The sequence below is a fragment of the Streptomyces morookaense genome (genome assembly GCF_013030945.1).
GTDB lineage: Bacteria > Actinomycetota > Actinomycetes > Streptomycetales > Streptomycetaceae > Streptomyces > Streptomyces morookaensis.
Genome location: NZ_JABBXF010000075.1, coordinates 23,620 through 50,539 on the forward strand (window position 1 = coordinate 23,620; position 26,920 = coordinate 50,539).

Annotated in this window: 29 protein-coding genes, 1 tRNA gene and 1 pseudogene; 16 read left to right on the forward strand and 15 right to left on the reverse strand. The window is 71.7% G+C overall.

Features of this window, described 5'->3' with window-relative positions:
- Positions 1–59 precede the first annotated feature (59 nt).
- Positions 60–1,397, forward strand: coding sequence for a tetratricopeptide repeat protein (locus HG542_RS26985; protein ID WP_171085861.1), 1,338 nt, complete (start codon positions 60–62; stop codon positions 1,395–1,397).
- Positions 1,398–1,453: 56 nt separating this feature from the next.
- Positions 1,454–1,984, forward strand: coding sequence for an NUDIX hydrolase (locus HG542_RS26990; protein WP_171085863.1), 531 nt, complete (start codon positions 1,454–1,456; stop codon positions 1,982–1,984).
- A 65-nt stretch (positions 1,985–2,049) separates the two neighbouring features.
- Here the strand turns inward: HG542_RS26990 and HG542_RS26995 are convergent, their stop codons facing one another.
- Together HG542_RS26995 and HG542_RS27000 are read right to left on the reverse strand one after the other, a co-directional pair.
- A complete protein-coding gene (locus tag HG542_RS26995) occupies positions 2,050–2,310 on the reverse strand; it encodes a hypothetical protein (protein ID WP_171085865.1) in 261 nt (86 codons plus the stop codon).
- Between the two features lie 154 nt (positions 2,311–2,464).
- On the reverse strand, positions 2,465–3,322 hold the full coding sequence (locus HG542_RS27000; protein WP_171085867.1) for a 3-hydroxybutyryl-CoA dehydrogenase: 858 nt from the start codon (positions 3,320–3,322) through the stop codon (positions 2,465–2,467).
- Positions 3,323–3,480: 158 nt separating this feature from the next.
- On the opposite strand from HG542_RS27000, the gene HG542_RS27005 reads away from it, so the two are divergent.
- Positions 3,481–4,719 carry a glycoside hydrolase family 10-like protein gene (locus HG542_RS27005; protein WP_171085869.1) on the forward strand — a complete coding sequence of 413 codons (1,239 nt, stop codon included), beginning with the start codon at positions 3,481–3,483 and terminating at the stop codon, positions 4,717–4,719.
- 13 nt (positions 4,720–4,732) lie between these two features.
- Here HG542_RS27005 and HG542_RS27010 read toward each other — a convergent pair whose 3' ends face one another.
- On the reverse strand, positions 4,733–4,933 hold the full coding sequence (locus HG542_RS27010; RefSeq protein WP_171085871.1) for a DUF1918 domain-containing protein: 201 nt from the start codon (positions 4,931–4,933) through the stop codon (positions 4,733–4,735).
- Between the two features lie 56 nt (positions 4,934–4,989).
- Positions 4,990–5,883: a DMT family transporter gene (locus HG542_RS27015; protein WP_171085872.1), complete on the reverse strand. Its 894-nt coding sequence runs from the start codon at positions 5,881–5,883 to the stop codon at positions 4,990–4,992.
- Here HG542_RS27015 and HG542_RS27020 point away from each other — a divergent pair.
- Positions 5,882–7,315: an aminotransferase-like domain-containing protein gene (locus HG542_RS27020; protein WP_171085873.1), complete on the forward strand. Its 1,434-nt coding sequence runs from the start codon at positions 5,882–5,884 to the stop codon at positions 7,313–7,315. The two genes, HG542_RS27015 and HG542_RS27020, sit on opposite strands and share 2 nt — an antisense overlap.
- Here HG542_RS27020 and HG542_RS27025 read toward each other — a convergent pair.
- The gene (locus HG542_RS27025; RefSeq protein ID WP_171085874.1) at positions 7,308–8,216 is read right to left on the reverse strand and encodes a LysR family transcriptional regulator; all 909 of its coding nucleotides are present in this window, start codon (positions 8,214–8,216) and stop codon (positions 7,308–7,310) included. The genes HG542_RS27020 and HG542_RS27025 overlap by 8 nt on opposite strands.
- Before the next feature lie 67 nt (positions 8,217–8,283).
- On the opposite strand from HG542_RS27025, the gene HG542_RS27030 reads away from it, so the two are divergent.
- Complete coding sequence (locus HG542_RS27030) at positions 8,284–9,702, forward strand: MFS transporter (protein WP_171085875.1); 1,419 nt, start codon at positions 8,284–8,286, stop codon at positions 9,700–9,702.
- Positions 9,703–9,788: 86 nt separating this feature from the next.
- Here the strand turns inward: HG542_RS27030 and HG542_RS27035 are convergent, their stop codons facing one another.
- Positions 9,789–11,009 carry a beta-ketoacyl-[acyl-carrier-protein] synthase family protein gene (locus tag HG542_RS27035; RefSeq protein ID WP_171085876.1) on the reverse strand — a complete coding sequence of 407 codons (1,221 nt, stop codon included), beginning with the start codon at positions 11,007–11,009 and terminating at the stop codon, positions 9,789–9,791.
- 208 nt (positions 11,010–11,217) lie between these two features.
- Between HG542_RS27035 and argC the strand changes: the two genes are divergently transcribed.
- From argC to HG542_RS27060, 6 genes are read left to right on the forward strand one after another with little or no spacing between them, the layout of a single operon-like run.
- On the forward strand, positions 11,218–12,246 hold the full coding sequence (gene argC / locus HG542_RS27040) for an N-acetyl-gamma-glutamyl-phosphate reductase (protein ID WP_171085878.1): 1,029 nt from the start codon (positions 11,218–11,220) through the stop codon (positions 12,244–12,246).
- Positions 12,243–12,368: a hypothetical protein gene (locus tag HG542_RS35440; RefSeq protein WP_255316257.1), complete on the forward strand. Its 126-nt coding sequence runs from the start codon at positions 12,243–12,245 to the stop codon at positions 12,366–12,368. Before argC ends, HG542_RS35440 begins: the two co-directional genes overlap by 4 nt.
- Positions 12,365–13,516 (forward strand): bifunctional glutamate N-acetyltransferase/amino-acid acetyltransferase ArgJ, encoded by a 1,152-nt coding sequence (argJ, locus tag HG542_RS27045; RefSeq protein WP_171085880.1) that lies wholly within the window; start codon positions 12,365–12,367, stop codon positions 13,514–13,516. Before HG542_RS35440 ends, argJ begins: the two co-directional genes overlap by 4 nt.
- On the forward strand, positions 13,513–14,421 hold the full coding sequence (gene argB / locus HG542_RS27050; RefSeq protein WP_171085881.1) for an acetylglutamate kinase: 909 nt from the start codon (positions 13,513–13,515) through the stop codon (positions 14,419–14,421). The genes argJ and argB overlap by 4 nt, the downstream gene beginning before the upstream one ends.
- Entirely contained in the window at positions 14,418–15,599 is a 1,182-nt protein-coding gene (locus HG542_RS27055; RefSeq protein ID WP_171085883.1) for an acetylornithine transaminase, read from the forward strand. Before argB ends, HG542_RS27055 begins: the two co-directional genes overlap by 4 nt.
- A gap of 19 nt (positions 15,600–15,618) precedes the next feature.
- Positions 15,619–16,167, forward strand: a complete 549-nt coding sequence (locus HG542_RS27060) for an arginine repressor (RefSeq protein ID WP_171085885.1) — start codon at positions 15,619–15,621, stop codon at positions 16,165–16,167.
- Positions 16,168–16,579: 412 nt separating this feature from the next.
- On the opposite strand, the gene HG542_RS27065 is transcribed toward HG542_RS27060, so the two are convergent.
- The 8 genes and pseudogenes from HG542_RS27065 to HG542_RS27090 form a co-directional block, all read right to left on the reverse strand.
- The gene (locus tag HG542_RS27065; protein WP_306665344.1) at positions 16,580–17,176 is read right to left on the reverse strand and encodes a DUF5753 domain-containing protein; all 597 of its coding nucleotides are present in this window, start codon (positions 17,174–17,176) and stop codon (positions 16,580–16,582) included.
- 48 nt (positions 17,177–17,224) lie between these two features.
- A pseudogene (locus HG542_RS35830) lies at positions 17,225–17,428 on the reverse strand (helix-turn-helix domain-containing protein); the annotation flags it as partial.
- A gap of 7 nt (positions 17,429–17,435) precedes the next feature.
- Positions 17,436–17,888, reverse strand: coding sequence for a DUF6879 family protein (locus HG542_RS27070; RefSeq protein ID WP_227724877.1), 453 nt, complete (start codon positions 17,886–17,888; stop codon positions 17,436–17,438).
- 43 nt (positions 17,889–17,931) lie between these two features.
- Entirely contained in the window at positions 17,932–18,156 is a 225-nt protein-coding gene (locus HG542_RS27075; RefSeq protein ID WP_171085891.1) for a hypothetical protein, read from the reverse strand.
- A 186-nt stretch (positions 18,157–18,342) separates the two neighbouring features.
- A tRNA-Pro gene (locus tag HG542_RS27080) sits at positions 18,343–18,416 on the reverse strand.
- An 81-nt stretch (positions 18,417–18,497) separates the two neighbouring features.
- Positions 18,498–18,992 (reverse strand): HEAT repeat domain-containing protein, encoded by a 495-nt coding sequence (locus tag HG542_RS34425; protein ID WP_306665345.1) that lies wholly within the window; start codon positions 18,990–18,992, stop codon positions 18,498–18,500.
- A 24-nt stretch (positions 18,993–19,016) separates the two neighbouring features.
- A complete protein-coding gene (locus HG542_RS27085; protein WP_176607030.1) occupies positions 19,017–19,742 on the reverse strand; it encodes a hypothetical protein in 726 nt (241 codons plus the stop codon).
- Between the two features lie 107 nt (positions 19,743–19,849).
- Complete coding sequence (locus HG542_RS27090) at positions 19,850–20,392, reverse strand: Uma2 family endonuclease (protein ID WP_171085893.1); 543 nt, start codon at positions 20,390–20,392, stop codon at positions 19,850–19,852.
- A gap of 170 nt (positions 20,393–20,562) precedes the next feature.
- Between HG542_RS27090 and HG542_RS27095 the strand changes: the two genes are divergently transcribed.
- From HG542_RS27095 to HG542_RS27115, 5 genes are all read left to right on the forward strand, one after another.
- The gene (locus HG542_RS27095; RefSeq protein ID WP_171085896.1) at positions 20,563–21,759 is read left to right on the forward strand and encodes an argininosuccinate synthase; all 1,197 of its coding nucleotides are present in this window, start codon (positions 20,563–20,565) and stop codon (positions 21,757–21,759) included.
- The gene (gene argH / locus HG542_RS27100; RefSeq protein WP_171085898.1) at positions 21,756–23,180 is read left to right on the forward strand and encodes an argininosuccinate lyase; all 1,425 of its coding nucleotides are present in this window, start codon (positions 21,756–21,758) and stop codon (positions 23,178–23,180) included. Before HG542_RS27095 ends, argH begins: the two co-directional genes overlap by 4 nt.
- Positions 23,181–23,240: 60 nt before the next feature.
- Positions 23,241–23,792, forward strand: coding sequence for a TetR/AcrR family transcriptional regulator (locus HG542_RS27105; protein ID WP_171085900.1), 552 nt, complete (start codon positions 23,241–23,243; stop codon positions 23,790–23,792).
- Complete coding sequence (locus HG542_RS27110) at positions 23,789–25,342, forward strand: MFS transporter (RefSeq protein WP_373313235.1); 1,554 nt, start codon at positions 23,789–23,791, stop codon at positions 25,340–25,342. The genes HG542_RS27105 and HG542_RS27110 overlap by 4 nt, the downstream gene beginning before the upstream one ends.
- Before the next feature lie 214 nt (positions 25,343–25,556).
- Positions 25,557–26,393 (forward strand): alpha/beta fold hydrolase, encoded by an 837-nt coding sequence (locus HG542_RS27115; protein WP_171085902.1) that lies wholly within the window; start codon positions 25,557–25,559, stop codon positions 26,391–26,393.
- A gap of 150 nt (positions 26,394–26,543) precedes the next feature.
- Here the strand turns inward: HG542_RS27115 and HG542_RS27120 are convergent.
- Positions 26,544–26,920 (reverse strand): lysophospholipid acyltransferase family protein (locus tag HG542_RS27120; RefSeq protein WP_171085904.1); only part of this gene is annotated, 377 nt, incomplete at its 5' end.

Sequence of the window (26,920 nt, forward strand, 5' to 3'; positions counted from 1 at the left end):
ACACCCCGTGCGAACGGATCCCCACTACGCTGATCCCACCGAGCGCACCGGAGGGCAGGATGGAGCCCAACACACTGCTCGACGCCGTCCTCGACGAGGCGGGGATCTCCCACGCCGGTCTGGCCGCCCACATCAATGCGGCGGGCCGGGCCCGGGGACTGGCGTTGCGTTACGAACACACCGCCGTCGCCCGATGGTTGAAGGGCCAGCGGCCGCGCGGCCAGGTGCCGGACCTGATCTGCGAGGTCCTCGGCGAGCGGCTGCACCGCGCGCTGACCCTCGACGACATCGGCCTCGGCACCCCCGGCAGCCCCCGGGTGCCCGGCACCCCGCTGTCCGGCTTCGTCGAGCGCGCCACCGCCCTGTGGCGCTCCGACGAACAGCAGCGGGAACACGTCGTGCGGGCCCCCGCCGTCACGGGCACCCCCGCCGTCATCCCGGTCTGGGAGTGGGAGAACCCGCCCGAGGACGCCGACGTCTCCCGGCGCGGGCTGACCCGGGTCTCCATGGACGACATCGAGATGCTGCGCGCCGCCCGCACGCACTACGAGCAGATGTACCGCAAGGCCGGGGGAGTGGCGACCCGCGGCAGGGTCGTCGGCTTCCTCAACGCCGAGGCCGCGCCCCTGCTGCGCGGCAGCTACTCCGACGAGACGGGACGCCAGTTGCACCGTGCCACCGGCGGCCTGGTCGCCGTCGCCGGCATCTGCGCCTACGACTCCGACGCGCACGGACTCGCCCAGCGCTACTTCCACCAGGCGCTGCGGCTCGCCAAGGCCAGCGGGGACCGGGGACTGGGGGCGTATGTGATAGCGCTCCTCGTCAACCAGTCGCTCTTCATGGGGGAGTACCGGCAGGCGGTCGCCTTCGCCGAGTCGGCGCTGCGGGCCGCGGGCCCGCAGCTCACCCCGGCGCTCGCCGCCGACCTCTACGCCATGCAGGCCAAGTCCTATGCCCGGCTGGGGGACGGGGCCGGGGCGCTGGCCTGCATCCGGCGCGCCGAGTCCGCCGCCGAGCGCATCCACCGTGGCCAGGAGCCCGCCGAGACCGGCTATGTGCAGCCGGGACTGGTGAACGTGCAGGTGGCGGAGGCCCTGTTGAGCCTCGGCGACCTCGGACCCGCCCGTGAGCACGCGGACCGGGCCGTCGACACCCCCGCGCACGACCGGGGCCGTGTCCACCGGCTCGCCATGCTCACGCATATCGAGCTGCGTCAGGGAGACGCGGACAAGGCGGTGGCCACCGCACGGGAGATGACCGAGCAGGCGAGAGGCATGGAGTCGCAGCGCTTACGGGACCGGCTCCGGGCGGTGCGCGAGCACCTGATCGAAAGCGGGTGCGCGGCCACGGCCGAGGCCGCCGAGATGATCGACGGGGCGTTGCGCGTGCCCTTGTGACCCTGGTGAGGACAGCCCCCCGGGAGGTGGCCACCTCGGCGGAAGGTGGCAGACACGTGCGCTGGAAAAATCTCAGGGAGCTGACCGTCTACGAGAACCGATGGTTCCGGGTCAATCTCGCGGACGTCGAACTCCCCGACGGCCGCCACCTCGACCACTTCCTCATCCGGCTGCGGCCCGTTGCCGTGGCCACGGTGGTCAACGAGGCCAATGAGGTGCTGTTGCTGTGGCGGCACCGCTTCATCACGGACAACTGGGGATGGGAGCTGCCGGCCGGCGTCGTCGACGACGGCGAGGACATCGCGAGCGCCGCGGCCCGGGAGATGGAGGAGGAGACGGGGTGGCGGCCGGGGCCCCTGCGACACCTGATGTCCGTCGAGCCGTCCAACGGGCTCACCGACGCCCGTCATCACATCTACTGGGCGGACGAGGCGGAGTACATCGGTGACCCGGAGGACGCCTTCGAGTCGGACCGCCGCGAATGGGTGCCGCTGAAGCTGGTGCCCGACCTCATCGCCCGGGGCGAGGTGCCCGCGGCCAACATGGCGGCGGCCCTCCTCCTGCTGCACCACATCCGGCTCGGCTGAGCGGGCCGGTAACGGGGACAACGGGGACCACGGGGGCCGCAGGATGAATCACGCACACTCCGCGCTCATCGGCCGGACGCCTGCCACACGGCGACCGCCAGGCCGGCCAGGCCGGTGAGCGCGGCCAGCGACGGCAGGGGCCACCGGCCGTGCTCCAGGGCCCGCAGCCGCTCGGCCATCTCCTCCAGTTCGTGCTCCGCCTGTTCGCTGCGCTGGGTCAGGAGAGCGAGCCGGCCGTCGATGCGGACGACACCCACATCTAAGCTGCGCCGGAGCTCCGCGAGCTCAGCCGCCTTCGCGGCCGTGTGCTCGGGATGGATGGTCACGGTCCGTACCCCTTCCGGAAGGTGAATCTGCTGCTTGCCTGCTGAGGCGAGTCAACCGCGTCGGAGGGCGGGGCGGGAGCGTGTGCGGAGGGTGTTCGCGGGTCAGCGGCGCACACCCCGTGTGAAGGGGGCGCGCGCCGGCCCGGACGGCAACTCAGTAGGTGTAGAAGCCCGAACCGGTCTTGCGGCCCAGCCGGCCCGCGTCGACCATGCGCTGCAGCAGCGGGGGAGCGGCGTACAGCGGCTCCTTGTACTCGGCGTACATGCTGTCGGCGACCGAGGCGACGGTGTCCAGGCCGATCAGGTCGGAGAGCTTGAGCGGGCCCATGGGGTGGGCGCAGCCGAGCTCCATGCCGTTGTCGATGTCCTCGCGGCTGGCGATGCCCGACTCGAACATCCGGATCGCGGACAGCAGATAGGGGATGAGCAGGGCGTTGACGACGAAGCCCGAGCGGTCCTGGGCGCGGATGCCGTGCTTGCCGAGGACCTGGCCGACCAGGGTGTCGGCGCGCTTGATCGTCTCCTCGGAGGTGGTCAGTGCCGGGATCAGCTCGACGAGCTGCTGCACCGGGGCCGGGTTGAAGAAGTGGATGCCGATGACCTGGTCGGGGCGGGAGGTCGCCACGGCCAGCTTGACCAGCGGGATGGAGGAGGTGTTGGAGGCCAGGATCGCGTCGGGCCGGGTCACCACCTGGTCGAGGACCTGGAAGATCTCCGTCTTCACCTGCTCGTTCTCCACGACGGCCTCGATGACCAGGTCGCGGTCGGCGAACTCGCCCAGGTCCGTGGTGAAGCTCAGCCGCTCCAGGGCGGCGTCCCGCTCCGCCTCGGTGATCTTGCCGCGCTCGGCGGCCTTGCCGAGGGAGTTGGTCAGCCGGGTGCGGCCCAGCTCCAGGGCCTCGCCGGTGGTCTCGGCGACCTTGACCTCCAGGCCGGCGCGGGCGCACACCTCCGCGATACCGGCGCCCATCTGGCCGCAGCCCACCACTCCCACGCGTTCGATGTCGCTCACATCGTGCCTTTCGGTCTTCGCTGATCCTGCACTGCAGTCGTCTGGACTCTGCTCACGACGTTACCTCCGCAAGCGGGCGGTGCGGAGGGCTCCCGGGTGGGCATGCTGATGCCGACGGTGTGACTGTTCTGACAGGGTGCATTCAAGGAGGCGTGCATATGGGGCGAATCAGCCGAAGAGGCTTCACCGTGGCAGCCGCCGGAGCCGTGACGGCCCTGCTGGCGGCCGGCGAGGCCGGGGCCCTGGAACCCCAGGGGCAGGCCCGGCGGAAGCGGGAGTTCCGCGGCATGTGGACGGCGACCGTCGCCAACATCGACTGGCCCTCCCGGCCCGGCCTCGGCCCGGACCTCCAGCGGGCCGAGCTGCTCGCCCTCTTCGACACCGCGGTGGCCCGCCGGCTCAACGCCGTGATCCTGCAGCTCCGTCCGACCGCCGACGCCTTCTGGCCGTCCCGCTACGAGCCCTGGTCGGAGTATCTGACGGGTCATCAGGGGCGGTCACCGGGCTGGGATCCCCTGGCCTTCGCCGTGCGCGAGGCCCACAAGCGCCGCCTGGAGCTGCACGGTTGGTTCAACCCGTACCGCGTGGCCAACCACACCGACCCGGGCCGGCTGGTGCCCACGCACCCCGCGCGGGTGCACCCGGACTGGGTGCTGCCCTACGGCGGCAAGCTCTACTACAACCCCGGCCTGCCCGAGGTCCGCCGCTTCGTCCAGGACGCGATGCTGGACGCCGTCTGGCGCTACGACCTCGACGGGGTGCACTTCGACGACTACTTCTACCCCTACCCCGTCTCCGGCCGGGACTTCGACGACACCGCGGCCTACGAGCGCTACGGCGCCGGCTTCCCCGACCGGGCGGCCTGGCGGCGCGACAACATCGACCGGCTCGTCCGGGAGACCGGCGAGCGCATCAAGCGCCGCAAACGGCATGTGCAGTTCGGCATCAGCCCGTTCGCCGTGTGGCGCAACCGCACGACGGATCCCCGGGGTTCGGACACCCGGGCCGGCGTGCAGACCTACGACGACCTGCACGCGGACACCCGGTCCTGGGTCCGCAAGGGGTGGATCGACTACATCGTCCCGCAGGTCTACTGGGAGATCGGCAACCGCGCCGCCGACTACGCGAAGCTCGTGCCCTGGTGGGCGGAGACCGTCCGCGGCACCGGCGTGCGCCTCTACGTCGGCGAGGCCCTCTACCGGGCCGGCGACCCCGCACAGCCCGCGCCCTGGCAGGACCCGGCCGAGCTCTCCCGGCACCTCACGCTGGACGCGGCCCACCCGGAGGTGCAGGGGAACGTGTACTTCTCGGCCAAGCAGGTCGTCTCCGACCCCATCGGGGCGATGGCGCGCGTGGTGCGGGACCACTACCCGCACCGCGCACGCCCGCCACGGTGAGCCGAGGGGTCTGTCAGCTCCGGTCCGAGGCCTTGCGGTGATCCACGACGGAGTCGGGGCCGGGGGACATGATCGTCTCGTGCCCGTTCTCCGCCCTGACCCGGTACGGCGGGTTGCCCTGCGGCCCGAGCACCTCCACGATCTCCACGACGTGGTCCTGCTGCCCGACCACCCTGCCGTGCACCACCAGCCGGTCGCCCTTGCTCGCATGCATCGACGGTGCCCCTTCCGATGAGGTTGGACACGTGCACTGTGGGAATGCTGCCAAGTCTACGGTGAGCGCTGCGTCACCGCGATGCAGACGAGCACGCCCACCGCGGCGGCCGGCGCCGCGGGGGACAGCCGCTCGCCCAGCAGGGCCACCGACCAGACCAGCGTGAGCAGCGGCTGCGCGAGCTGCAGCTGGCTCGCCCGGGCCACCCCGATCGCGGCCATGCCGCGGTACCAGACGACCATGCCCAGCAGCTGGGAGCCCAGCGCCAGCCACACCAGCCCGGAGACCGTGTGCCAGGTCAGCCGCGCCGGCTCGGCGGACAGCGCCGCGGCCGCCCCGACGACGGCCACGGGCAGGCACAGCACCAGCGCCCAGCCGACGACCTGCCACCCCGGCATCTCACGGGCGAGCCGGCCCCCTTCGGCGTAACCCGCGGCGCACACGGCCAGCGCGGCGAAGAGCAGCAGGTCGCCACGGGAGGGCGCCCCGCCGCTCTGCAGCAGGGCGAAGGCGACGACCACGGCCGCACCGGCCAGCGCCGCCGCCCAGAACGTCCACGCATGCCGGGTACGGGTCCGCGCCGCCGCGTACGCCGCCGTGGTGAGCGGCAGCAGACCCACCACCACCGCGGCGTGCGAGGTCGTCGAGGTCTGCAGGGCCAGCGTGGTCAGCAGCGGGAAGCCGACGACGACACCGCCCGCCACGATGCTCAGCCCGGCCCAGTGGCGGCGCGGGGGCAGCCGCACGCGCAGCGCCAGCAGGGCGCCGAGCGCCGCCAGTCCCGCCAGGGTCATCCGGCACGTGGTCACCGACCAGGGCCCGAGTCCCTCCAGGGCCCAGGCGGTCGCCGGGAAGGTCAGCGAGAACGCCACCACGCCGAGCGCGGCCAGCAGCGTTCCTCCGTTCACCGCTATCGCGCTGCGGCGGATAGCGCTATCTTGTACTGTCATGCACGAGCGTAACAGCGTGGCAGAACTGGCCGGGACTCTCCGAGGCGAGCTCGACCGCTACTCGCCGGGTGAGAAGCTGCCGTCCAGCCGGGTCCTCGTCGAACGCTTCCGGGTCAGCCCCGTGACCGTCACCCGCGCCCTGGCCGCCCTCGCCGCCGAGGGCCTGGTGGTCACCCGCCCCGGCGCCGGCGCCTTCCGCGCGGAACGGGCCGGCCGGCCCGCCCGGAGCGGCGACACCTCCTGGCAGCAGATCGCACTCAGCGCGGAGACCGGCGAGGAGGCGGTCCCCCGTTCCGTGGACGCGTCCGGCGTGCTCGACACCCTCGCCGAACCCCCGCCCGGCGTCATCGAGTTGCACAGCGGCTACCTCCACCCCGTCCTGCAGCCCGAGAGCGCCCTCGCCGCCGCCCTCGGCCGGGCCGGGCGCCGGCCCGGAGTGTGGGGTCGCCCGCCCGTCGAGGGCGTCGCCGACCTGCGGGCCTGGTTCGCCCGCGAGATCGCCGGCCCCTCCGGCACCCTCGCCCCCTCCGACGTCCTGATCACCGCGGGCGGCCAGAGCGCCCTCACCACCGCACTCCGCGCCCTCGCCCCGCCCGGCGCCCCCGTGCTCGTCGAATCCCCCACCTACCCCGGCATGCTCGCCGCCGCCCGCGCCTCCGGGCTGCGCCCCGTGCCCGTGCCCGCGGACGACCGGGGCGTACGCACCGACCTGCTGGAACGGGCCTTCCGGGCCAGCGGCGCCCGGGTGTTCGTCTGCCAGCCGCTCTTCGCCAACCCGACCGGCGCCGTGCTGGCCCCCGAGCGGCGGCAGGAGGTCCTGCGGGCGGCCCGCGAGGCCGGGGCCTTCGTCGTCGAGGACGACTTCGCGCGCCGCCTGGCCCACGAGGACGCCCCGCCGCTGCCGCCCGCCCTCGCCGCCGACGACCCCGACGGCATCGTCGTCCACGTCTGCTCGCTCACCAAGTTCACCTCGCCCAGCCTGCGCGTGGGCGCCCTCGCCGCGCGCGGCCCCGTGCTCGACCGGCTGCGGGCGATCCAGGTCGTCGACAGCTTCTTCGTGCCCCGCCCGCTCCAGGAGGCCGCCCTCGAACTCGTCGGCTCCTCCGCCTGGCCCCGCCACCGGCGCACCGTCGCCGCCGCACTGCGCACCCGCCGTGACGCGCTGCTCGCCGCCCTGCGCCGGGAACTCCCGGAGACCGCCGTCGACTTCGTGCCGCCCGGCGGCTTCCACCTCTGGGCGCGCCTCCCCGACGGCACGGACGAACACGCCCTGGCCGCGGCCGCCCTGCGGGCCGGCGTCGCCGTCGCCCCCGGCCGCCCGTACTTCTCCGCCGAGCCGCCCGCCCCGCACGTCCGCCTGAGCTTCGCGGGCGTGGCCGGCACGGCGGAGCTGGAGGAGGGGGTGAACCGGCTGCGCTCCGCGCTCAGTTGAGGCTCTGATCCTCCTGTGCCGAGATCCGGGCCACCGCGGCCCGCAGCCACCGGTGGGCGGGGTCGGCGTCGAGGCGCACGTGCCAGGCCATGCCGGTGTCGACCGGCGGCAGGGGCAGCGGGATCTCCCGCACCTGCAGCGGCATCACCCCGGCCGCCCGGGCGGCCACCGCCTCCGGCAGCAGGGCCAGGGCGTCGGACTGCAGCACGAGGAAGCAGGCCGTGACGAAGGACGGCGCGGTGACCAGGACCCGGCGGGTCAGGCCGAGTTCGGCCAGCCGCTCGTCGACGATGCTGTGGGCCCTGCCGCGCCGGGAGACGGTGATGTGCGGGATCGCGGCGAAGCGCTCGGCGGTCAGCGGCTCGTCCGCATGCGCGGCGCCGGCGCGGGAGACCGCGACGTGACGGTGCCGGGAGAGCGGGCTGCTGCGCACGTCGTGGGGGAGAGCGGGCAGGGCGCTGATGTCCAGGTCGATGCGGTCGCGCAGATCCGCGAGATCCTCGTCGCCCTCGGGCAGGATCCGCAGCCGGATGCCGGGCGCCTCCTGCGCGATGCGCTCGGTGAGAGCGGGGCCGAGGACGACGGCGAGCCCCTCGCTGGTCCGCAGCGTGAACTCCCGCTCCACGGTGGCGATGTCGACGGGCTGCGGCGGCCGCAGCGCGGCCAGCGCCCCGAGCAGCGCCGCCTCGACCTGCGGCCGCAGCTCCAGCGCCCGCGGCGTGAGCGTCAGTCCGCGCCCCGCGGGCACCAGCAGCGGATCCCCGACCACCCGGCGCAGCCGCCCCAGGGTGCGGCTCATGGCGGAGGCGGAGACGTTCATCTCGGCGGCGGCACCGGTGACGCTGCCCTCGCGGAGCAGGGCGTGGAGGGCGGGGAGGAGGTTCATGTCGGGGAGTTGCATGGGATGCAACTCTACTGTTCCGATTCGGAACTTGTGGTCAAGGGTCGGTGCCGCACACCATGAACGGGTGATCGACAGCAAACACCGCAACACTGCGCTCCTGGTCGCAGGCTGCTTCTTCATGGAGAACCTCGACGGCACGATCGTCTCGACCGCCGCACCCCGGATGGGTGCCGCACTGGGCGTCGCGCCGACGGCGATCGGCCTGGTGGTGACGGCCTATCTGGTCACGCTGGCGGTCCTGATACCGCTCAGCGGCTGGCTGGCCGCCCGCTTCGGACCCCGGCGCGTCTTCCTCACGGCCATCGCCCTCTTCACCGCGGCCTCGCTGGGCTGCGTGCTGAGCACGAGCCTCGGATGGCTCGTGGCCATGCGGGTCGTACAGGGCGCCGGGGGAGCGATGATGGTGCCGGTGGGCCGGCTGATGGTGGTGTCGGAAGTGGACAAGCCGGACATACCCCGGCTCATCTCGTACGTCGTCTGGCCCGGCCTGGTGGCACCGGTGATCGCACCGCTGCTGGGCGGACTGATCACCACGTATGCGAGCTGGCCCTGGATGTTCCTCGTCAACATCCCGCTCGGCGCGGTGGCGTTCGCCGTCGCGTGGCGCCTGATCGACGACGGGCCGGGCCGTACGGCTCCGCCGCGGCTGGACCGGGCCGGTGTCCTGCTGACGTCCACGGGGCTCGGTGCGCTGACCTGGACGGCACATCTGCTGTCGGACCGGCACGCGCGGTGGACGCCCGTGGCCGTCTTCGGCGTGCTGTCCGTGGCGCTGCTGGCCGCTGCGGCACGGCACTTGCTGCGCACCGAGCACCCGCTCGTCGACCTGCGCACCCTGCGGATCCCGGCCTTCCGCGCGTCGGTGTCCGGCGGCTCCCTGTTCTGGATCACTGTGGCGGCGGTCCCCTTCGTGCTGCCGCTGCTCTTCCAGGAGGCCTTCGGCTGGAGCGCGGTGAAGTCGGGCACGGTGGTGCTGTTCGTCTTCGTCGGCAACATCGGCATCAAGCCGGCGACGACCAGGCTGCTCCAACGGTTCGGCTTCCGGCCGCTGTTGGTGACGGCCACGGTGGGCGTCGTCGCGACGACGGTTCTCTGCGGGTTCCTGACCGCCGGGACACCGGTCGCGCTGATCGCCGCTCTCGCGGTGGTGAGCGGCGCCGCGCGCTCGCTGGGGCTGACGTGCTACCAGGTCATCGCCTTCGCGGACGTCCCGCAGGAGCGGATGGGCCACGCGAACACCCTCCAGTCCACGGCCCAGCAGGCCGCCGCCGGGCTGGGCGTGGCGGCGGCCACGGTGGCCCTCCGGGCGGGCGAGTGGCTACGGCCGGGGTCCGCGTACGCGGTGGCGTTCTGCCTGCTGGCGGTGGTGTCGGTGGGGGCGCTGACGGGCGCGGTGCGGCTGCGGCCGGGGGCGGGTGGTGCGGTTATGGGTGTGATGCCCCGGTCCCGCCCTTCAGCCGGGCAACTTCAGCGCGGTGCGTGATCGCGCCCCAAAGGGGCGCGGGGAACTGCGCGATCGGCCACGACGCGCCCGCAGTCGACGCACTGCACTTCCCGCGGAGCGCCCTGTCACCCCACCCGCGTGAACACCAGCGACGCATTGTGCCCGCCGAACCCGAACGCGTTGGCCAACGCAGCCTCGTACCGCCCCGGTCGCGGCCCTCCGGCCACCACGTCCAGCTTCACTTCAGGATCCAGCACATCAAGATTCCGCACCGCCGGCACCACCCCGTCCCGCACCGCCAGAATCGCCGCCAGCGCCCCCACGGCCCCCGCCGCCCCGAACAGGTGGCCCGTCATCGACTTCGTCGCGGTCACGGCCGGGTGCAGCCCGACCGCCTCCGCCACCGACTCGGCCTCCACCAGGTCCCCCTGCGGCGTGGACGTCGCATGCGCATGCACCACCCCGACATCGCGCGGGGAGACCCCCGCGCTCTCCAACGCGCCCCGCATCGCCCGTACCTGCCCCTCGGCGTGCGCGGCGGTGATGTGGAACGCGTCCGACGTCACCCCGGCCCCGGCCAGCCCGGCGTGCGCCCGCGCGGCGCGTGCCGCGGCGAACCCGGCCCGTTCCAGGACGACGACCACGGCGCCCTCGCCGATGACGAAACCGTCCCGGTCCACGTCGAACGGCCGCGAGGCCCGCCCCGGTTCACCGTTGCGCGTCGAGTGCGCCTTGGCCTGGGCGAAGCCGGCCAGCGGCAGCGGGTGGATGCAGGCCTCGGTGCCGCCCGCCACCACCACGTCCGCCCGCCCGAGACGGATCAGGTCCAGGCCCATGGCGATCGCCTCGGCCCCGGACGCGCACGCGCTCACCGGCGTGTGGGCACCGCCGCGCGCCCCGAGCTCGATGCTGACCCAGGCCGCGGGACCGTTCGCCATCAGCATGGGAACGGTGTGCGGGGAGACCTTCCGCACCCCCGAGGCCTCCAGGACGTCGTCCTGGCCGAGCAGCGTCAGGGCTCCCCCGGTGCCGGTGCCGATCACCACGGCCAGCCGCTCCGGATCCACCTCCGGACGCCCCGCGTCCGCCCACGCCTCACGCGCGGCGACGAGCGCGATCTGCTCGCAGCGGTCCATGCGGCGGGCCTGCACCCGGTCCAGCACCTCGGCCGGTTCGGTCTTCAGCCGGCCCGCGATCCGGACGGGCAGCTGCTGCGCCCACTCCTCCTCGATCGCGCGGATGCCCGATTCCCCGGCCAGCATCCCGGCCCAGGTCGAGGCGACGTCCCCGCCGAGCGGCGTCGTGGCCCCGAGACCGGTGACCACCACGTCCTCCATGCCGTTCATGCATAACCCCCTTTGTTGTGGTCGAACAACTCGCCAACGACTCTGCCAGCGCAGATGCGCACGGCGAATGCCGTGATCCACGGAGACGGGCTTCCGGGATTTGTAGGGTTCGGTCATCGACGTCGCCGTATCCGCACATCTATTCCGGGTATTGCATAAAAGTGCAGCCGTCCGTATAGTCATGCCAACCGAGTGGAGGGACGGACCCATGGCGATACGCGCGGCAGTGGCCGGAGCGAGCGGATATGCAGGCGGCGAAGTGCTGCGCCTGCTCCTCGCGCACCCCGGCGTCCGCATCGGCGCCCTGACCGGGAACTCCAACGCCGGCCAGTCCCTCGGTGCCCTGCAGCCGCACCTGTCGCCGCTGGCGGACCGGGTGCTCGAACCCACCACCGCCGATGTCCTCGCCGGGCACGACGTCGTCTTCCTCGCCCTGCCCCACGGGCAGTCCGCCGCCGTCGCCGCGGAACTCGGCGACGAGACGCTGGTCGTCGACTGCGGCGCGGACTTCCGGCTCGCCGACGCGGCGCAGTGGGAACGCTTCTACGGCTCCCCGCACGCCGGCACCTGGCCCTACGGCCTGCCCGAACTCCCCGGTGCGCGCGAGGCGTTGCGCGGCGCCCGCCGGATCGCCGTGCCCGGCTGCTACCCGACCGCCGTCTCGCTCGCCCTCTTCCCCGCGTACGCGGCCGGGCTCGCCGAGCCCGAGGCCGTGGTCGTCGCCGCCTCCGGCACCTCCGGTGCGGGCAAGGCGGCCAAGCCGCACCTGCTCGGCAGCGAGGTCATGGGCTCGATGAGCCCGTACGGCGTCGGCGGCGGCCACCGGCACACCCCCGAGATGATCCAGAACCTCTCCGCCGTCGCGGGGGAGCGGGTCGGCGTCTCCTTCACCCCCACCCTGGCGCCCATGCCCCGCGGCATCCTCGCCACCTGCAGTGCCAAGGCCCGCCCGGGTGTGACCGCCGAGGCCGTGCGCGCGGCGTACGAGAAGGCCTTCGAGGGCGAGCCGTTCGTCCGGCTGCTCCCGGCCGGCCAGTGGCCGGCCACCGGTGCCGTCCTCGGCTCCAACACCGCCCTGGTGCAGGCCGTCCTCGACGAGGACGCGTCCCGCATCGTCGTCGTGAGCGCGATCGACAACCTCACCAAGGGCACCGCGGGCGGCGCCGTGCAGAGCATGAACCTCGCCCTCGGCCTCCCCGAGGACCTCGGTCTGCCGGCCACGGGGGTGGCGCCATGAGCGTGCGCAAGATCGTCGCCACCGTCCTCGCGCGGCTGGCGCCCTGCGAGACCCCGGCCCGCCCCCGGCGCGCCGTCCACCGGGACCCGTCCCCCCAGGAAGCCGACAAGGAGATGCAGTGAGCGTCACCGCAGCACAGGGATTCACGGCAGCGGGCATCGCCGCCGGGATCAAGGAGAGCGGAAGCCCCGACCTGGCCCTGGTGGTGAACGAGGGCCCCCGCCGGGCCGCCGCCGGTGTCTTCACCGCCAACCGTGTCAAGGCCGCGCCCGTCCTGTGGTCCCAGCAGGTCCTCAAGGGCGGCGAGGTCTCCGCCGTCGTCCTCAACTCCGGCGGTGCCAACGCCTGCACCGGCCCGGCCGGCTTCCAGGACACCCACGCCACCGCGGAGAAGACCGCCGAGGTGCTCGGCCACAGCGCCGGCGAGATCGCAATCGCCTCCACCGGCCTGATCGGCGTCCGGCTGCCGATGGACAAGCTGCTGCCGGGTATCGAGAAGGCCGCCGTCGCACTGTCCCCGCACGGCGGCGAGAAGGCGGCCATCGCCATCAAGACCACCGACACCGTCCACAAGACCGCCGTCGCCGAGGGCGGGGGATGGGTGGTGGGCGGCATGGCCAAGGGCGCCGGCATGCTGGCCCCCGGCCTGGCCACCATGCTCGTCGTCCTGACCACCGACGCCGACGTCGACGCCGCCGGCCTGGACGAGGCGCTGCGCACCGCCACCCGCACCACCTTCGACCGGGTCGACTCCGACGGCTGCATGTCCACCAACGACACCGTGCTGCTGCTCTCCTCGGGCGCCTCGGGCATCGCCCCGGACCCGGCGGCCTTCGCCGAGGCGGTACGGACCGTCTGCGACGACCTGGCCCGCCAGCTCATCGGGGACGCGGAAGGCGCCAGCAAGGACATCCGCATCGAGGTCGTCGGCGCGGCCACCGAGGACGACGCCGTCGAGGTGGGCCGGTCCATCGCCCGCAACAACCTCCTCAAGTGCGCCATCCACGGCGAGGACCCCAACTGGGGCCGGGTGCTCTCCGCCATCGGCACCACCTCGGCCGCCTTCGACCCGGACAGGCTGAACGTCGCCATCAACGGTGTATGGGTCTGCAAGAACGGCTCGGTCGGCGAGGACCGCGACCTGGTGGACATGCGCTACCGGGAGGTCCGTATCACCGCCGACCTCGCCGAGGGCACGGAGTCCGCCGTGATCTGGGCCAACGACCTCACCGCCGACTACGTCCACGAGAACAGCGCGTACTCCTCATGAGCACCCCGGCCCGGAAACACACCGCCCTGCCCAAGGCGCAGATCCTCGTCGAGGCGCTGCCCTGGCTGACGCGCCATCACGGCAAGACCGTCGTCATCAAGTTCGGCGGCAACGCCATGGTCGACGACGAACTCAAGGCCGCCTTCGCGAAGGACGTCGTCTTCCTGCGGCACGCCGGGCTGCGCCCGGTCGTCGTGCACGGCGGCGGCCCGCAGATCAGCGCCGCCCTCGAACGGATGGGCCTGGAGTCCGAGTTCAAGGCCGGGCTGCGGGTGACCACGCCCGAGGCCATGGACGTCGTGCGCATGGTGCTCGCCGGACAGGTCCAGCGCGAACTGGTCGGGCTGCTCAACCAGCACGGCCCGCTGGCCGTCGGCCTCACCGGCGAGGACGCCGGGACCATGACCGCCGTCAAGCACTTCGCGGAGCTGAACGGCGAACGCATCGACATCGGCCGGGTCGGCGAGATCACCCATATCGACACCGGCGCCATCGAGACGCTGCTGGACGACGGCCGGATCCCCGTCGTCTCCTCCGTCGCCCGCAGCGGCGACGACGGTCACGTCTACAACGTCAACGCCGACACGGCCGCGGCCGCCCTGGCCGCCGCGCTGGGGGCGGAGACGCTGATGGTCCTCACGGACGTGGAGGGCCTGTACGAGGACTGGCCGCACAGCGACGAGGTCATCAGCAAGCTCACCGCGAGCGAACTGGAGGCGCTGCTGCCGCAGCTGGCCAGCGGCATGGTGCCCAAGATGCAGGGGTGCCTGTACGCGGTCCGCAACGGCGTCACCACCGCCCGGGTGATCGACGGCCGCGTCCAGCACTCGATCCTGCTGGAGATCTTCACGGACGAAGGCATCGGCACGATGGTCGTGCCGGACACGGAGGAGGGGCAGGCGTGACCAACGACGAGCTCACCCGGCGCTGGCAGGGCGCCCTGATGGGCAACTACGGCACCCCGCGCATCCCCCTCGTGCGCGGCGAGGGCCCGGCGGTGTGGGACGCCGACGGCAAGCGCTACCTGGACTTCGTGGGCGGCATCGCCGTCAACGCCCTCGGCCATGCGCACCCCGCGGTCGTGCAGGCGGTGTCCGCCCAGATCGCGACCCTCGGCCATGTCTCCAACCTCTTCACCGCCGAGCCCACCGTCGCCCTCGCCGAGCGGCTGCTCGCCCTCGCGGACCGTCCCGGCCGCGTCTACTTCTCCAACTCCGGTGCGGAGGCGGTCGAGGCGGCGTTCAAGATCGGGCGGAGGACGGGCCGGACGCATATGGTCGCGGCGGCCGGGGGCTTCCACGGCCGCACCATGGGCGCCCTCGCCCTGACCGGCCAGCCCGCGAAGCAGGAGCCGTTCCTGCCGCTGCCCGGGGACGTCACCCATGTCCCGTACGGGGACGCGGAGGCGCTGCGCGCGGCGGTCACGACGGAGACGGCGATGGTGATCCTGGAACCGGTCCAGGGCGAGAACGGCGTCGTCGTCCCGCCGCCCGGCTATCTGGCGGCCGCCCGCGAGATCACCCGGGCCACGGGGACCCTGCTCGTCCTGGACGAGATCCAGACAGGTATCGGCCGTACCGGATACTGGTTCGACCACCTTGCGCACGGGATCGAACCGGATGTGATCACTCTTGCCAAGGGACTGGGCGGCGGACTCCCCATCGGCGCCACCGTCGCCTTCGGCACCGCGGCCGACCTGCTGACGGCCGGTCAGCACGGCTCGACGTTCGGCGGGAACCCGGTCGCCTGCGCGGCCGCCCTGGCCGTCCTCGACACGCTGGAGGCCGACGGGATCCCGGACCGTGTCAAGCACACGGGCGCCCTGCTGCGTGACGGGATCGCTGCGCTCCGGCACCCGCTCGTCGACCATGTCCGCGGTGCGGGCCTGCTGCTGGGTATTGTCCTGTCCGAGCCCCTCGCACCGACGGTGCAGCAGGCTGCACAGGAAGCCGGCCTCCTGGTGAACGCGGTCGCACCCGACGTGGTGCGCCTCGCACCTCCGCTGATCATCACCGAGGATGACGTGGAGACGTTCCTCCGGGCCCTGCCCGGTGTCCTGGACGCCGCACGAGGAACGAGATGATCCGGAGACTGACGTAAAGATGCCCGAGGCGCAGGAGACCGAGCCGTTCCACGGCGGCGGCGGACCGGCCGTGCCGCAGACCCGCACCGCGCGCCACCGCCGGATCGTCGACATCCTCGGCCGGCAGCCGGTGCGCTCGCAGAGCCAGCTGGCCAAGCTGCTCGCCGACGACGGCCTCTCCGTCACCCAGGCCACGCTCTCGCGCGACCTCGACGAGCTGGGCGCGGTCAAGATCCGCAACACCGGCGGCGAACTGATCTACGCGGTCCCCTCCGAGGGCGGCGACCGCACCCCCCGCGCCCCCCTCGGCGAATCCGCCACGGAGGCCCGCATGGGCCGCCTCGCCGCCGAACTCCTCATCTCGGCCGAGGCCTCCGCGAACCTGGTCGTCCTGCGCACCCCCCCGGGCGCGGCCCAGTTCTTCGCCTCGGCCATCGACCAGGCGGGCGTCCACGAGATCATCGGCACGATCGCGGGCGACGACACGCTCCTGCTGATCAGCCGGGATCCGGGTGGGGGGCAGGCGCTGGCGGATCATCTGCTGAGGCTGGCGCAGAAGGAGCGGTGAGGGGGCGGGGGCGCCGGGGTCCGGCGCCCCTCCGTTTGTCTGCCGGACGCTCGCCCGCGCAGACCGCCCTGACGCTCAGGTGGACTGCCCTGTGGTTGCTTGCCTTCTGTCCTCCGCAGTAGCCGGCCTGAGGGCCTTCGGCGGTACGTCCCACTCACGACCACCGCGAGGTGGGCGAAGCTGGCAGACACCACCCTCCTTGGCCATCACCACACCCAGGCGCTCGGTGCGGGTGTCGACCATGAGGGAGCCCAACCTGATTGCCTCACTCATGCCGGACTCCCTTCGTGGATCGCCTCGGCAGGGGCTGCGGCAGCCTTGACCTTGCTCTTTGTCCTGGTGGATGACATGCCCGGCACGGTAGGGATCGGCAGCCTCGGGACTCAATGAGCGTGTACGGACTTGCGTGCCCTCACCCCAGAGCGTTGATCGCGGAGGTGATGACTCCCCGTGCCGTCGCTCCGTAGACAGCGAGCCCCTGCAGTAGCCCGAAGGTCCGGGCGTAGAGGCTCACCTCGTGAGGTTGCGTGACGTTCAAGTACGCAGAGACCAGTTCGACATTTACCTGGGCGTCATCAAAGATCCAAAAGTCCTCAACGGGTGGGATGGCGGACCGGTCTGCGTGATCCGGGATGACTCCAAGGCTCATGCTGGGCAATGTCGCGACGGTGATGAGGTGGGCAAGCTGACCGGCCATCACTTCAATGCCGCCGATGCGCTTCCTCAACGCCGACTCCTCGATGAGGAAGGCGAACCGATGGCTGCCTTGGTGGAGAATCCTTGAGCGCTCCATACGAACGGTGAGGGCTTGCTCGACGTCATCAACAAGACCTCTCCTCCGGGCGGTTGCTCGAAGAAGAGCCCTTGTATAGCCCTCCGTCTGGAGGGGCCCGGGGACAAGCCAGGACGAGTACGCCCGGAAGACTCGTGTCCGCTCGAAGAGCGGAACCACTGACTCCTGGGCACGCTTGAGGCCGGCTCGCTCGATGCGACGCCACTCCACGTACATGCCCTGGATGCCACGGGCTGTGGCAATCAGATCCTCGGTCTGATCAAGGGCCCCGCAGTGGTATGTCCAGGCCCTGATGTCCGCGTCGGACGGAGGGGTGCGTCCATGTTCAAGTCGTGAGCACTTGGACTCATGCCAGCCGGCCCTGTGAGCCAACTCCCGCGCGGTGATCCCGGCATCCTTGCGGATCTCGCGAAAGCGTTGGCCCAGGGCCTGTTTTGCTTGCTGAACACTGGAGGAGGATGAGGTCACGAAGGGCTCAGGCAGGCTCGTACTCCTCGTGCGGGATCGCCCGCTCCCACACCGTTTCGAACGCCTTGGCGCACAGGCTCACGACCTCGGGCTCGGTCCGGATCTCCTCATCGTCGGGGGCGAGTTCACCTTCCCCGTTGAAGTGATTGATGAGGACGATCTTCCCGTCGAACAGCCAGAAGTCGTTGCCCGGGAGGGCAAGATCCGTTGCCCGCCGACGAGGGAGCCAGCGCACCTGTTCGCAGGCCGCGATGTTCAGGCCCTTGGTGATCTCGTACTCGAAGCGCACGTACTCACTCACCGGCTCGGAGACAATCCGGGCTCGACGGACGGAGACTCCCCTCTTTCGGGCATCCCCTACCCACTCGAACCACTGCGGCCAGCGCTCACGAGGAGCAATTGCCATACCGGCCTTCCAGTCGATGAAGGCTGGGTCGGACAGCATGTACCCATCCCGCATCTCCAGGTGGACCGCGGATTCCTCGGCCCGCCTGAGCAGCTCCTCAAAGCTCGGTCGTGCCACGACTGACCTCCGGAAAGAACTGCATCATGCGCCGGGGAAACTCGATCACCGTCTCGTGCGCCGGGACGTCCATCTGCGACAGGCGCTTTTCGTCCAGGACCTTCCAGCCCTGGAGCACGTAGTTGCCCGTCTCGTCGTCGTAGTACACCGTCGGCGAGTTGTTGACCGGTGACTCCGGGTCCTTGCCCAGCTTGTGCAGCGCCATGATGCCCTCTTCCGCCGAGGTCGATGGTTGCTGCGCACGATCTTGCATGTGGCTGCTTCGCCACCGCCAGCTACTTGCGTGAACTTGCGCGCCGTAAGCCGCAGGAGGGCTGGGCAGAACGACAGAGGCCCTGCCTCCAGTGATGGAGACAGGGCCTCTGAGCTGGACTTGCGTCCTGCTCGCCTGTCGGGACGGCGGGATTTGAACCCACGACCCCTTGACCCCCAGTCAAGTGCGCTACCAAGCTGCGCCACGTCCCGGTGCCCGTTCCCTCCGGGTTGTTCCCGGTGGGGCGTGCAGAAAGAAAATATCCTGTTCCGCCCCGTGATCCAAATCCGGGGTCAGCGGGATGCCTGCAGGTACCAGCGCAGCACGGTCACCCGGCGCTCGCCGACGGTCGCCGCGGCGCGGTCGAGCAGGGTGTCCAGCCGGGCGCGGTCCTCGTCCGGGAGTGCCCGGTACGCGGAGGCGGCATCGGACGGGGCCCAGCGGGCGAGGGAGGCGCGGGCGGCGGCGCGCAGGGTGGGGTCCCGGTCGTCCAGCAGGTCGAGGAAGCAGCGGAGCCGGGCCATGGAGCGGTGCGCGGACAGCAGGCGGAAGGACGCCTTCCGTACGTGGTCGGGGCGGTCGGCCGCCAGCCGATCCCGCAGCCACGCCTCGGGGAGCCGGTCGGCGGAGGGCGCGAGGGTGACGGCGACCTCGCGGACCACCGCTCCCGACGGGTCGTCCAGCAACGGCATCAGCCGCTCCACCTCGTCCGCGCCCAGCGCGCGCAGCGCGGCGACGGCCCGGGCCCGTACCCCCGGCTGCGGGTGCGCGAGCAGCGGCCACAGCAGCGCGGCGTCCGCGCGCGTGCCGCACTAGCCGAGTCCGGCGACGGCGCCGGGGGAGGCGCACGCGGTGCGGTAGTACGGCACCGGGTCGATGCCGTGCTGCCGCAGCACCCAGCGCGCGCAGGCGCGTACGAGACCGGAGCGGTCGGCGAGGAAGGCGGTGGCCCGCCCAGTGTCGCCGGTGCGGTTGAGCGCGGTCACGCCCGCCGCGCGGACGCGGGACTGGCGGGAGCCGAGGAGCGGCTCGAAGAACTGGTCGTCCTGCGGCGTGGCGGCGAGCGCCGCGTTCGCGCAGAGGTCCTGGACGACGATGTCGCTGTCGGCGGCGGCGATCTCCGCGAGACGGGCGGGGGAGAACCGCCCCTGTTCGACGGCGATCCGGTGCCCGAGGCGCCGGGCGGACCTGTCCTTGCAGGTCAACAGGGCGTCGACGGCGCCGGGTTCCCGTGCCGCCGCCACCACGAGCTCGTGGGCGAAGCCGCCGTGCTGCCGGTGCGCGGTGCGCAGGGCGACGGCGGTGACCGCGGCCAGTATTTCGGGGCGCGTGTCGGGCAGTGCGCTGCGGAGCAGCTCCCGCGCCTGCTCGCGTACCGGGGCCACCCAGTCCGCGCAACGGATGGTGACGAGGGGGAGGAGGGCGGCGGCGCCGGGGGCGGCGAGGGCGGCCTGGCGTATGTGGCCGTTGGGGTTGCAGAGGGCTATGGCCGGCGACGACTCGCCTTCGGTGTCGGGGAGGGCCCACAGCCGGCGCACGGCGGGGTCGAGGGCGACCCAGTCCTCGGCCGTGGCGATGTCCGACGGGAGCGCGCGTCCGGACCGGGCGGCTTCGGCGGCTATGTGGGCCAGGCCGGTCCGGCTGTTCAGTTCCAGCGCTTGAACTTGTCTGTCGGGATCTCAACCTTGCTGCCGTCCGCCAGGTTGAGAGTCACTGTCGCGCCGTACGTAAACTTTCGGCAGCTGGTGTACTCGTCACCCTCAGGGAGGCTGAGCAGGTGGCATACGCCTTCGAACGGGTCGACGATGAGGTAGGCCGGGACGCCGAAGCGGGCGTACTGCCGCACCTTGATCTCGTAGTCGTTGGCATCCTGCTTCGTGGAGACAACTTCGACGGCAGCCAACAAGGCCTCGTGTGAGTAGGGCTTCTCTGCCCCCTCTTCCATGATTGCGACGTCAGGGCAGCGTGGCGCCTCACCCGGGAATCGGATCAAGACGTCGGCCAGGAATCGGTCCTCGTCGATACCGCTGTCCTCGATGGCATTGAGGATGCGGCGGACCGTCCACCCCTGAATGTCGCTCTGCGGCGTCATGACGATCCGGTCCCCCACAGCCTCGATCTTGAAGCCCTCGAACACTGCCGCGGCGCGCTCGATGGTCTCCCGCAGGAAGTCGTCCTGCACGGTCATGGCAACCTCCCCTGCTCGGACTCGTCGATAGTCGCATCGTAGAACGCCCGGCCGACACCCACACCCGACCGATTCACTCCCCCGAGCTATTGACGAAACATACGGCGCACTGCATAGTTATGCCTACCAGCGCATGAGAGCGCAGCGCATCGCACCGTAAGGAGAACCCCGTGACCGAGCGCGTCGTACTCGCCTATTCCGGCGGCCTTGACACCTCCGTCGCCATCGGCTGGATCGCCGAGGAGACGGGCGCCGAGGTCATCGCCGTCGCCGTGGACGTCGGCCAGGGCGGCGAGGACCTGGACGTCATCCGCAAGCGTGCGCTCGCCTGTGGTGCGGTCGAGGCCGAGGTCGCGGATGCCAAGGACGAGTTCGCCGAGGAGTACTGCCTCCCCGCGATCAAGGCCAATGCGCTGTACATGGACAAGTACCCGCTGGTCTCGGCCCTGTCGCGGCCCACGATCGTCAAGCACCTGGTGGCCGCCGCCGAGAAGCACGGTGCGAGCGTCGTCGCCCACGGGTGCACCGGCAAGGGCAACGACCAGGTGCGGTTCGAGGCCGGTATCTCCTCGCTCGCCCCGCAGTTGAAGTGCATCGCCCCGGTCCGGGACTACGCGATGACGCGGGACAAGGCCATCGCCTTCTGCGAGGCCAAGGGCCTGCCGATCGCGACGACCAAGAAGTCGCCGTACTCGATCGACCAGAACGTCTTCGGCCGGGCCGTCGAGACCGGCTTCCTCGAGGACATCTGGAACGCCCCGATCGAGGACGTCTACGACTACACGGCGAACCCGGCCACCCCCCGGGAGGCCGACGAGGTGGTCATCACTTTCGAGCAGGGTGTCCCGGTCGCGATCGACGGCAAGCCCGTCACCGTGCTCCAGGCCATCCAGCAGCTCAACGAGCGGGCCGGGGCCCAGGGCGTCGGCCGGCTGGACATGGTCGAGGACCGGCTGGTCGGCATCAAGTCCCGTGAGGTGTACGAGGCGCCGGGCGCCATCGCGCTGATCACCGCGCACCAGGAGCTGGAGGCGGTCACCGTCGAGCGGGAGCTCGCCCGGTTCAAGCGGCAGGTCGAGCAGCGGTGGACCGAGCTCGTCTACGACGGCCTGTGGTTCTCCCCGCTCAAGCGGGCCCTGGACGGCTTCATCGCCGAGGCCAACGAGCACGTCTCCGGTGACATCCGGATGACGCTGCACGGCGGCCGGGCCGTGGTCACGGGCCGGAAGTCCGCGCAGTCGCTCTACGACTTCAACCTCGCCACCTACGACACCGGCGACACCTTCGACCAGTCGATGTCGAAGGGCTTCATCGAGATCTTCGGGCTCTCCTCGAAGATCGCCGCGAAGCGGGACCTGGCCCAGTGACCACCAATGACGTACGGCTCTGGGGCGGGCGGTTCGCCGACGGGCCCGCCGAGGCCCTCGCCAAACTCTCCGCCTCCGTCCACTTCGACTGGCGGCTCGCCCCGTACGACATCGCCGGCTCCCGCGCCCACGCCCGCGTCCTGCACAAGGCAGGGCTGCTGAGCGCCGACGAGCTCCAGCGGATGATCGAAGGCCTCGGGCAGCTGGAGGCCGACGTCGCCGCGGGGACGTTCATGGGCACCGTCGCCGACGAGGACGTGCACACCGCCCTCGAGCGCGGTCTGCTGGAGCGGCTCGGCCCGGAGCTCGGCGGCAAGCTGCGCGCCGGGCGGTCCCGGAACGACCAGGTGGCCACGCTCTTCCGGATGTACCTGCGCGACCACGCGCGGATCATCGGCGGGCTGATCGCCGACCTCCAGGAGGCGCTGGTCGGGCTGGCGGAAACCCATCCCGACGTGGCCATGCCGGGCCGGACGCACCTGCAGCACGCCCAGCCCGTGCTCTTCGCGCACCACGTCCTCGCCCATGTCCACGCCCTCGGGCGGGACGCGGAGCGGCTGCGGCAGTGGGACGAGCGCACGGCCGTCTCCCCGTACGGCTCGGGCGCCCTGGCCGGGTCCTCCCTCGGGCTGGACCCGGAGGCCGTCGCCGCCGACCTCGGCTTCGAGCGCGGCAGTTCGGGCAACTCCATCGACGGCACGGCCTCCCGGGACTTCGCCGCCGAGTTCGCCTTCATCACGGCGATGATCGGCATCGACCTGTCCCGGCTCGCGGAGGAGGTGATCATCTGGAACACGAAGGAGTTCTCCTTCGTGACGCTCCACGACGCCTTCTCCACCGGCTCCTCGATCATGCCGCAGAAGAAGAATCCGGACATCGCCGAGCTGGCGCGCGGCAAGTCCGGCCGGCTGATCGGCAATCTGGCCGGGCTGCTCGCCACCCTCAAGGCCCTCCCGCTCGCGTACAACCGCGACCTGCAGGAGGACAAGGAGCCGGTCTTCGACTCCTGCGACCAGCTGGAGGTCCTGCTCCCGGCCTTCACCGGGATGATGGCGACCCTCACCGTCAACCGCGCGCGCATGGAGGAGCTGGCCCCGGCCGGCTTCTCGCTGGCCACCGACATCGCGGAGTGGCTGGTCAAGCAGGGCGTGCCGTTCCGGGTGGCGCACGAGGTCGCGGGCGCGTGCGTCAAGGAGTGCGAGGCGCAGGGCATCGAGCTGGACGAGCTCACGGACCAGCAGTTCGCCGCCATCTCGCCGCATCTGACGCCCGAGGTCCGCTCGGTCCTGACCGTGCCGGGCGCGCTCGCCTCCCGCAACGGCCGCGGCGGCACGGCTCCCTCGGCCGTGGTCGTCCAGCTGCAGGAGGTCAAGGCGGATCTGGCCGTGCAGCGGGAGTGGGCGGCCGCCAAGCAACACTAAAGATGAGACATCGATAACCCGAATGAGACGCCAGTGTCTCATTCGGGTTATCGTCGTCTCATGAGTGTGGATCGAGACCAGGTACTGAGAGCGGCCGCCGGCCTGCTCACGCGCAAGCCGACCGCTTCCATGGACGAGATCGCCAAGACCGCCGGCATCGGCCGGGCCACCCTGCACCGGCACTTCTCCGGCCGGGACGCCCTCGTCCGCGCGCTGGAGAACCACGGCATCGAGCGGCTCGGCCGGGCCCTGGACGAGGCCCGGCCGGAGGAGGGCGACGCGGCGGACGCCGTGCGCCGGATGGTCGCGTGCATCGAGCCCGTCGCCGGGATCATCGCCTTCCTCTACGGCGAGAACCAGCTCTACGAGGGCGGTATGAACGAGGGCTGGAACCGCCTCGACGCCCGGATCACCGGGCTGTTCCGGCGCGGTCAGGAGGAGGGCGCCTTCCGCCTCGACCTCTCCCCGGCCTGGCTCACCGAGGCCCTCTACGGCCTCGTGGCGTCCGGCGCCTGGGCCGTCCAGGACGGCAGGGTTGCCGCCCGGGACATCAGCCACATGGTCTCCGAGCTGCTGCTCGGCGGCGCCCTGCGACGGAGGATGGAACCGTGAGCCATGAGATCGTCTCCCCGCCGTCCGGTGCGCCGGACGCGGCGGACGCCCCGCGCCCCGGTCGCTGGCTCGCGCTGGCCGTGCTCGTCCTGGCCGTCCTGCTCGTCGCCGTCGACGCGACCGTGCTCGGCCTGGCGACGCCCTTCCTCAGCGAGGACCTCAAGCCCTCCGGCACCCAGCTGCTGTGGATCGGCGACGTCTACTCCTTCGTCATCGCCGGTCTGCTGGTCTCCATGGGCAGCCTCGGCGACCGCATCGGCCGCAAGCGGCTGCTGCTCGTCGGTGCCGTGGCCTTCGGTGCCGTCTCGGTGCTCAACGCCTATGCGACCAGCCCCGAGATGATGATCGTGGCCCGCGCCCTGCTGGGCGTGGCGGGCGCGACGCTGATGCCGTCCACCATGGCGCTCATCCGCAACCTCTTCCACGACCCCAAGGAGCGCAGCCTGGCCATCGGCATCTGGGGTGCGATGGCCTCGGCGGGCGCGGCCGTGGGACCGGTCGTCGGCGGCTTCCTGCTGGAGAACTTCTGGTGGGGCTCGGTCTTCCTGATCAACCTGCCGGTGATGGCCGTGCTCGTGCTGGTCGGCTTCAAGCTGCTGCCCGAGTCGCGCGACCCCTCGCCCGGTCCGTGGGACCTGCTCAGCGTGGCCCTGTCGATGGTCGGCATCATCGCGGTGGTCTACGCGATCAAGGAGGGCGCGACGATCGGCTTCGGGCTGCCCGTCGCGGTGGCGGCCGTCGTCGGCGTGGTCGCCCTGGTGTGGTTCGTACGGCGCCAGCTGAAGCTGCCCGCGCCGCTGCTGGACATGCGGCTGTTCCACCACCGCGGCTTCTCCGGTGCGGTGCTGGCGGATCTGCTGACGATCCTGGGCCTGTCCGGGCTGGTCTTCTTCCTCTCCCAGTTCCTCCAACTGGTGCAGGACCGCAGCCCGTTGGAGGCGGGGCTCGCGGAACTGCCCGCGGCCGTGGGCGCGGTGACGGCCGGCCTGCTGGCCGGGCAGGCCGCCCGGCGCTTCTCGGTGCGGTCGGTCGTCTCGGGCGGGCTCGGCGCGATCGGCGTCGCGCTGGCGGTGCTCGCCTGGCTGCAGACGACCACCCCCTACCCGCTGCTGGGCGCCGTCCTGCTGGTGGTGGGCGTGGGCGCGGGCTTCTCGTTCACCGTCACCGCCGATGTGATCCTCTCCAGCGTGCCCAAGGAGCAGGCGGGCTCGGCCGCGGCCGTCTCGGAGACGGCGTACGAGCTCGGTGCGGCGCTCGGCATCGCCCTCCTCGGCTCGATCGTCACCGGCGTCTACCGCGGCTTCCCGATCCCCGTGGGTGTCCCCGCGGACGCCGCCTCGGGGGCGCACGAGTCGCTCGGCGGCGCCGTGGAGGCCGCGGCCCTGCTGCCCGCCGACACGGGGGCGGCCCTGCTCTCCTCGGCGCAGGACGCCTTCGTCGAGGGGCTGCGGATCGCCTCGGGCGTGGGCGCGTTCGTACTGATCGGCACCGCGCTCGCGGCCTGGTTCCTGCTGCGCGGCCAGCGGCTCGCGGAGGGCGCGGGCGGCTGAGCGGGCGGCCGGGCCGGCGCGCTCGGATGAGCCATCCCAGCATCACATGGCCCGGGGCTTCAAGTCCCGGGCCATGTGATGTTTACCGGCCGGTAACTCCCTTGACGCGGTCCTGACGCAACGGAGAACATCTCGTCCACCGGTCGACATTGTCGAACGCGGTTCGGACAAGGCGCCCGTTCCGGGACGCCCCTGTGTCAAAGGAAGCCCCCCCATGCGTCACACGCGCCTGCGCACCACAGCACGGTTCCTGATCGCCGCCGCGGCCGCCGCCGCGCTGAGTCTCACGGGCCTCGCCGCGTCACCGGCCTCCGCCTCGCCGCTCGACATCCCGCCGAAGGGCGCCAACGACTGGTCCTGCAAGCCGGATTCGGCCCACCCGGAGCCGGTCGTGCTGGTCAACGGCACGTTCAAGCTGATGGCCGAGAACTGGGCGGCTCTCTCGCCCAAGCTCAAGGAGGCGGGCTACTGCGTCTTCGCCTTCAACTACGGGCACATGGAGACCGACCCGATACCCCAGGCCGCCGCCGAACTGCGGGACTTCGTCGAGGCCGTGCGCGGTGCGACGGGCGCTGCGAAGGTCGACATCGTCGGCCACAGCCAGGGCGGCATGATGCCGCGCTACTACGTGAAGTTCCTCGGCGGCGCGGACAAGGTGAACGACCTCGTCGGCATCGTCCCGTCCAACCACGGGACCAAGAACCCGCTGGCGATCCCCGCCGGTTACACCTTCTGTCCGTCCTGCCTGGACCAGCGCTGGGACTCGGACTTCATGAAGAAGCTCAACGCGGGCGACGAGACGCCGGCCGGTCCGGACTACACGGTCATCACGACCCGCCACGACGAGGTCGTCATCCCCTACACCAGCGCCCTGCTGACGGGCCCGTCCGAGCACCTGACGAACGTGGTGCTCCAGGACAAGTGCCCGCTCGACCCGTTCATGCACGACCAGGCCACCAAGGACCCGGTCGTGGCGCAGTGGGTGCTCAACGCGCTCGGCCGCAAGGGAGGTCCGGCGGACCCGGACTTCCAGCCGCACTGCTTCGGCTGAGTGCTCCGCGGCCCGTGCGGTTCGACGGCCGCGGGCCGGCCGTGGCCGGTCGCGCAGTTCCTCCCCCAGCTACCGCTGGGGGGACCCCCAGCGGTGTCCCCGGCGCCCCTCACGGGGCGCGGTACCGCGTCGCCTCGAACTGTGCGGCCTTCAGGCCGCCTTGGCCTTGGTGGCGTACATGTCCACGTACTCCTGGCCCGACAGCCGCATGACCTCGCTCATCACCTCGTCGGTGACGGCGCGCAGCACGTAGCGGTCGCGGTCCATGCCCTCGTAGCGCGAGAAGTCCAGCGGGTCGCCGAAGCGGACCGTCACCTTGGCGATGCGCGGGATGCCCTTGCCGCTCGGCTGCACCTTCTCCGTGCCGATCATCGCGAACGGCACCACCGGCGCGCCCGTCATCAGCGTCAGCCGCGCGATGCCGGTGCGGCCGCGGTAGAGCCGGCCGTCGGGGGAGCGGGTGCCCTCCGGGTAGATGCCGAAGACCTTGCCCTCGTCGAGGATCCGGCGGCCGGTCATCAGCGCGG

Bases quoted from the DNA above. Each gene is read 5' to 3' on its own strand.
- HG542_RS27010 (WP_171085871.1), bottom strand. From the start codon at position 4,933: ATGCATGCGAGCAAGGGCGACCGGCTGGTGGTGCACGGCAGGGTGGTC.
- HG542_RS27020 (WP_171085873.1), top strand. From the start codon at position 5,882: ATGCACGAGCGTAACAGCGTGGCAGAACTGGCCGGGACTCTCCGAGGC.
- argB (WP_171085881.1), top strand. From the start codon at position 13,513: ATGAGCACCCCGGCCCGGAAACACACCGCCCTGCCCAAGGCGCAGATC.
- HG542_RS27105 (WP_171085900.1), top strand. From the start codon at position 23,241: ATGAGTGTGGATCGAGACCAGGTACTGAGAGCGGCCGCCGGCCTGCTC.
- HG542_RS27070 (WP_227724877.1), bottom strand. From the start codon at position 17,888: ATGCGGGATGGGTACATGCTGTCCGACCCAGCCTTCATCGACTGGAAG.
- HG542_RS27065 (WP_306665344.1), bottom strand. From the start codon at position 17,176: ATGTACGTGGAGTGGCGTCGCATCGAGCGAGCCGGCCTCAAGCGTGCC.
- HG542_RS27025 (WP_171085874.1), bottom strand. From the start codon at position 8,216: ATGCAACTCCCCGACATGAACCTCCTCCCCGCCCTCCACGCCCTGCTC.
- HG542_RS27035 (WP_171085876.1), bottom strand. From the start codon at position 11,009: ATGAACGGCATGGAGGACGTGGTGGTCACCGGTCTCGGGGCCACGACG.
- HG542_RS27060 (WP_171085885.1), top strand. From the start codon at position 15,619: ATGCCCGAGGCGCAGGAGACCGAGCCGTTCCACGGCGGCGGCGGACCG.
- HG542_RS27090 (WP_171085893.1), bottom strand. From the start codon at position 20,392: ATGACCGTGCAGGACGACTTCCTGCGGGAGACCATCGAGCGCGCCGCG.
- HG542_RS27015 (WP_171085872.1), bottom strand. From the start codon at position 5,883: ATGACAGTACAAGATAGCGCTATCCGCCGCAGCGCGATAGCGGTGAAC.
- HG542_RS27115 (WP_171085902.1), top strand. From the start codon at position 25,557: ATGCGTCACACGCGCCTGCGCACCACAGCACGGTTCCTGATCGCCGCC.
- HG542_RS27075 (WP_171085891.1), bottom strand. From the start codon at position 18,156: ATGGCGCTGCACAAGCTGGGCAAGGACCCGGAGTCACCGGTCAACAAC.
- HG542_RS26985 (WP_171085861.1), top strand. From the start codon at position 60: ATGGAGCCCAACACACTGCTCGACGCCGTCCTCGACGAGGCGGGGATC.
- HG542_RS27005 (WP_171085869.1), top strand. From the start codon at position 3,481: ATGGGGCGAATCAGCCGAAGAGGCTTCACCGTGGCAGCCGCCGGAGCC.
- argC (WP_171085878.1), top strand. From the start codon at position 11,218: ATGGCGATACGCGCGGCAGTGGCCGGAGCGAGCGGATATGCAGGCGGC.
- HG542_RS35440 (WP_255316257.1), top strand. From the start codon at position 12,243: ATGAGCGTGCGCAAGATCGTCGCCACCGTCCTCGCGCGGCTGGCGCCC.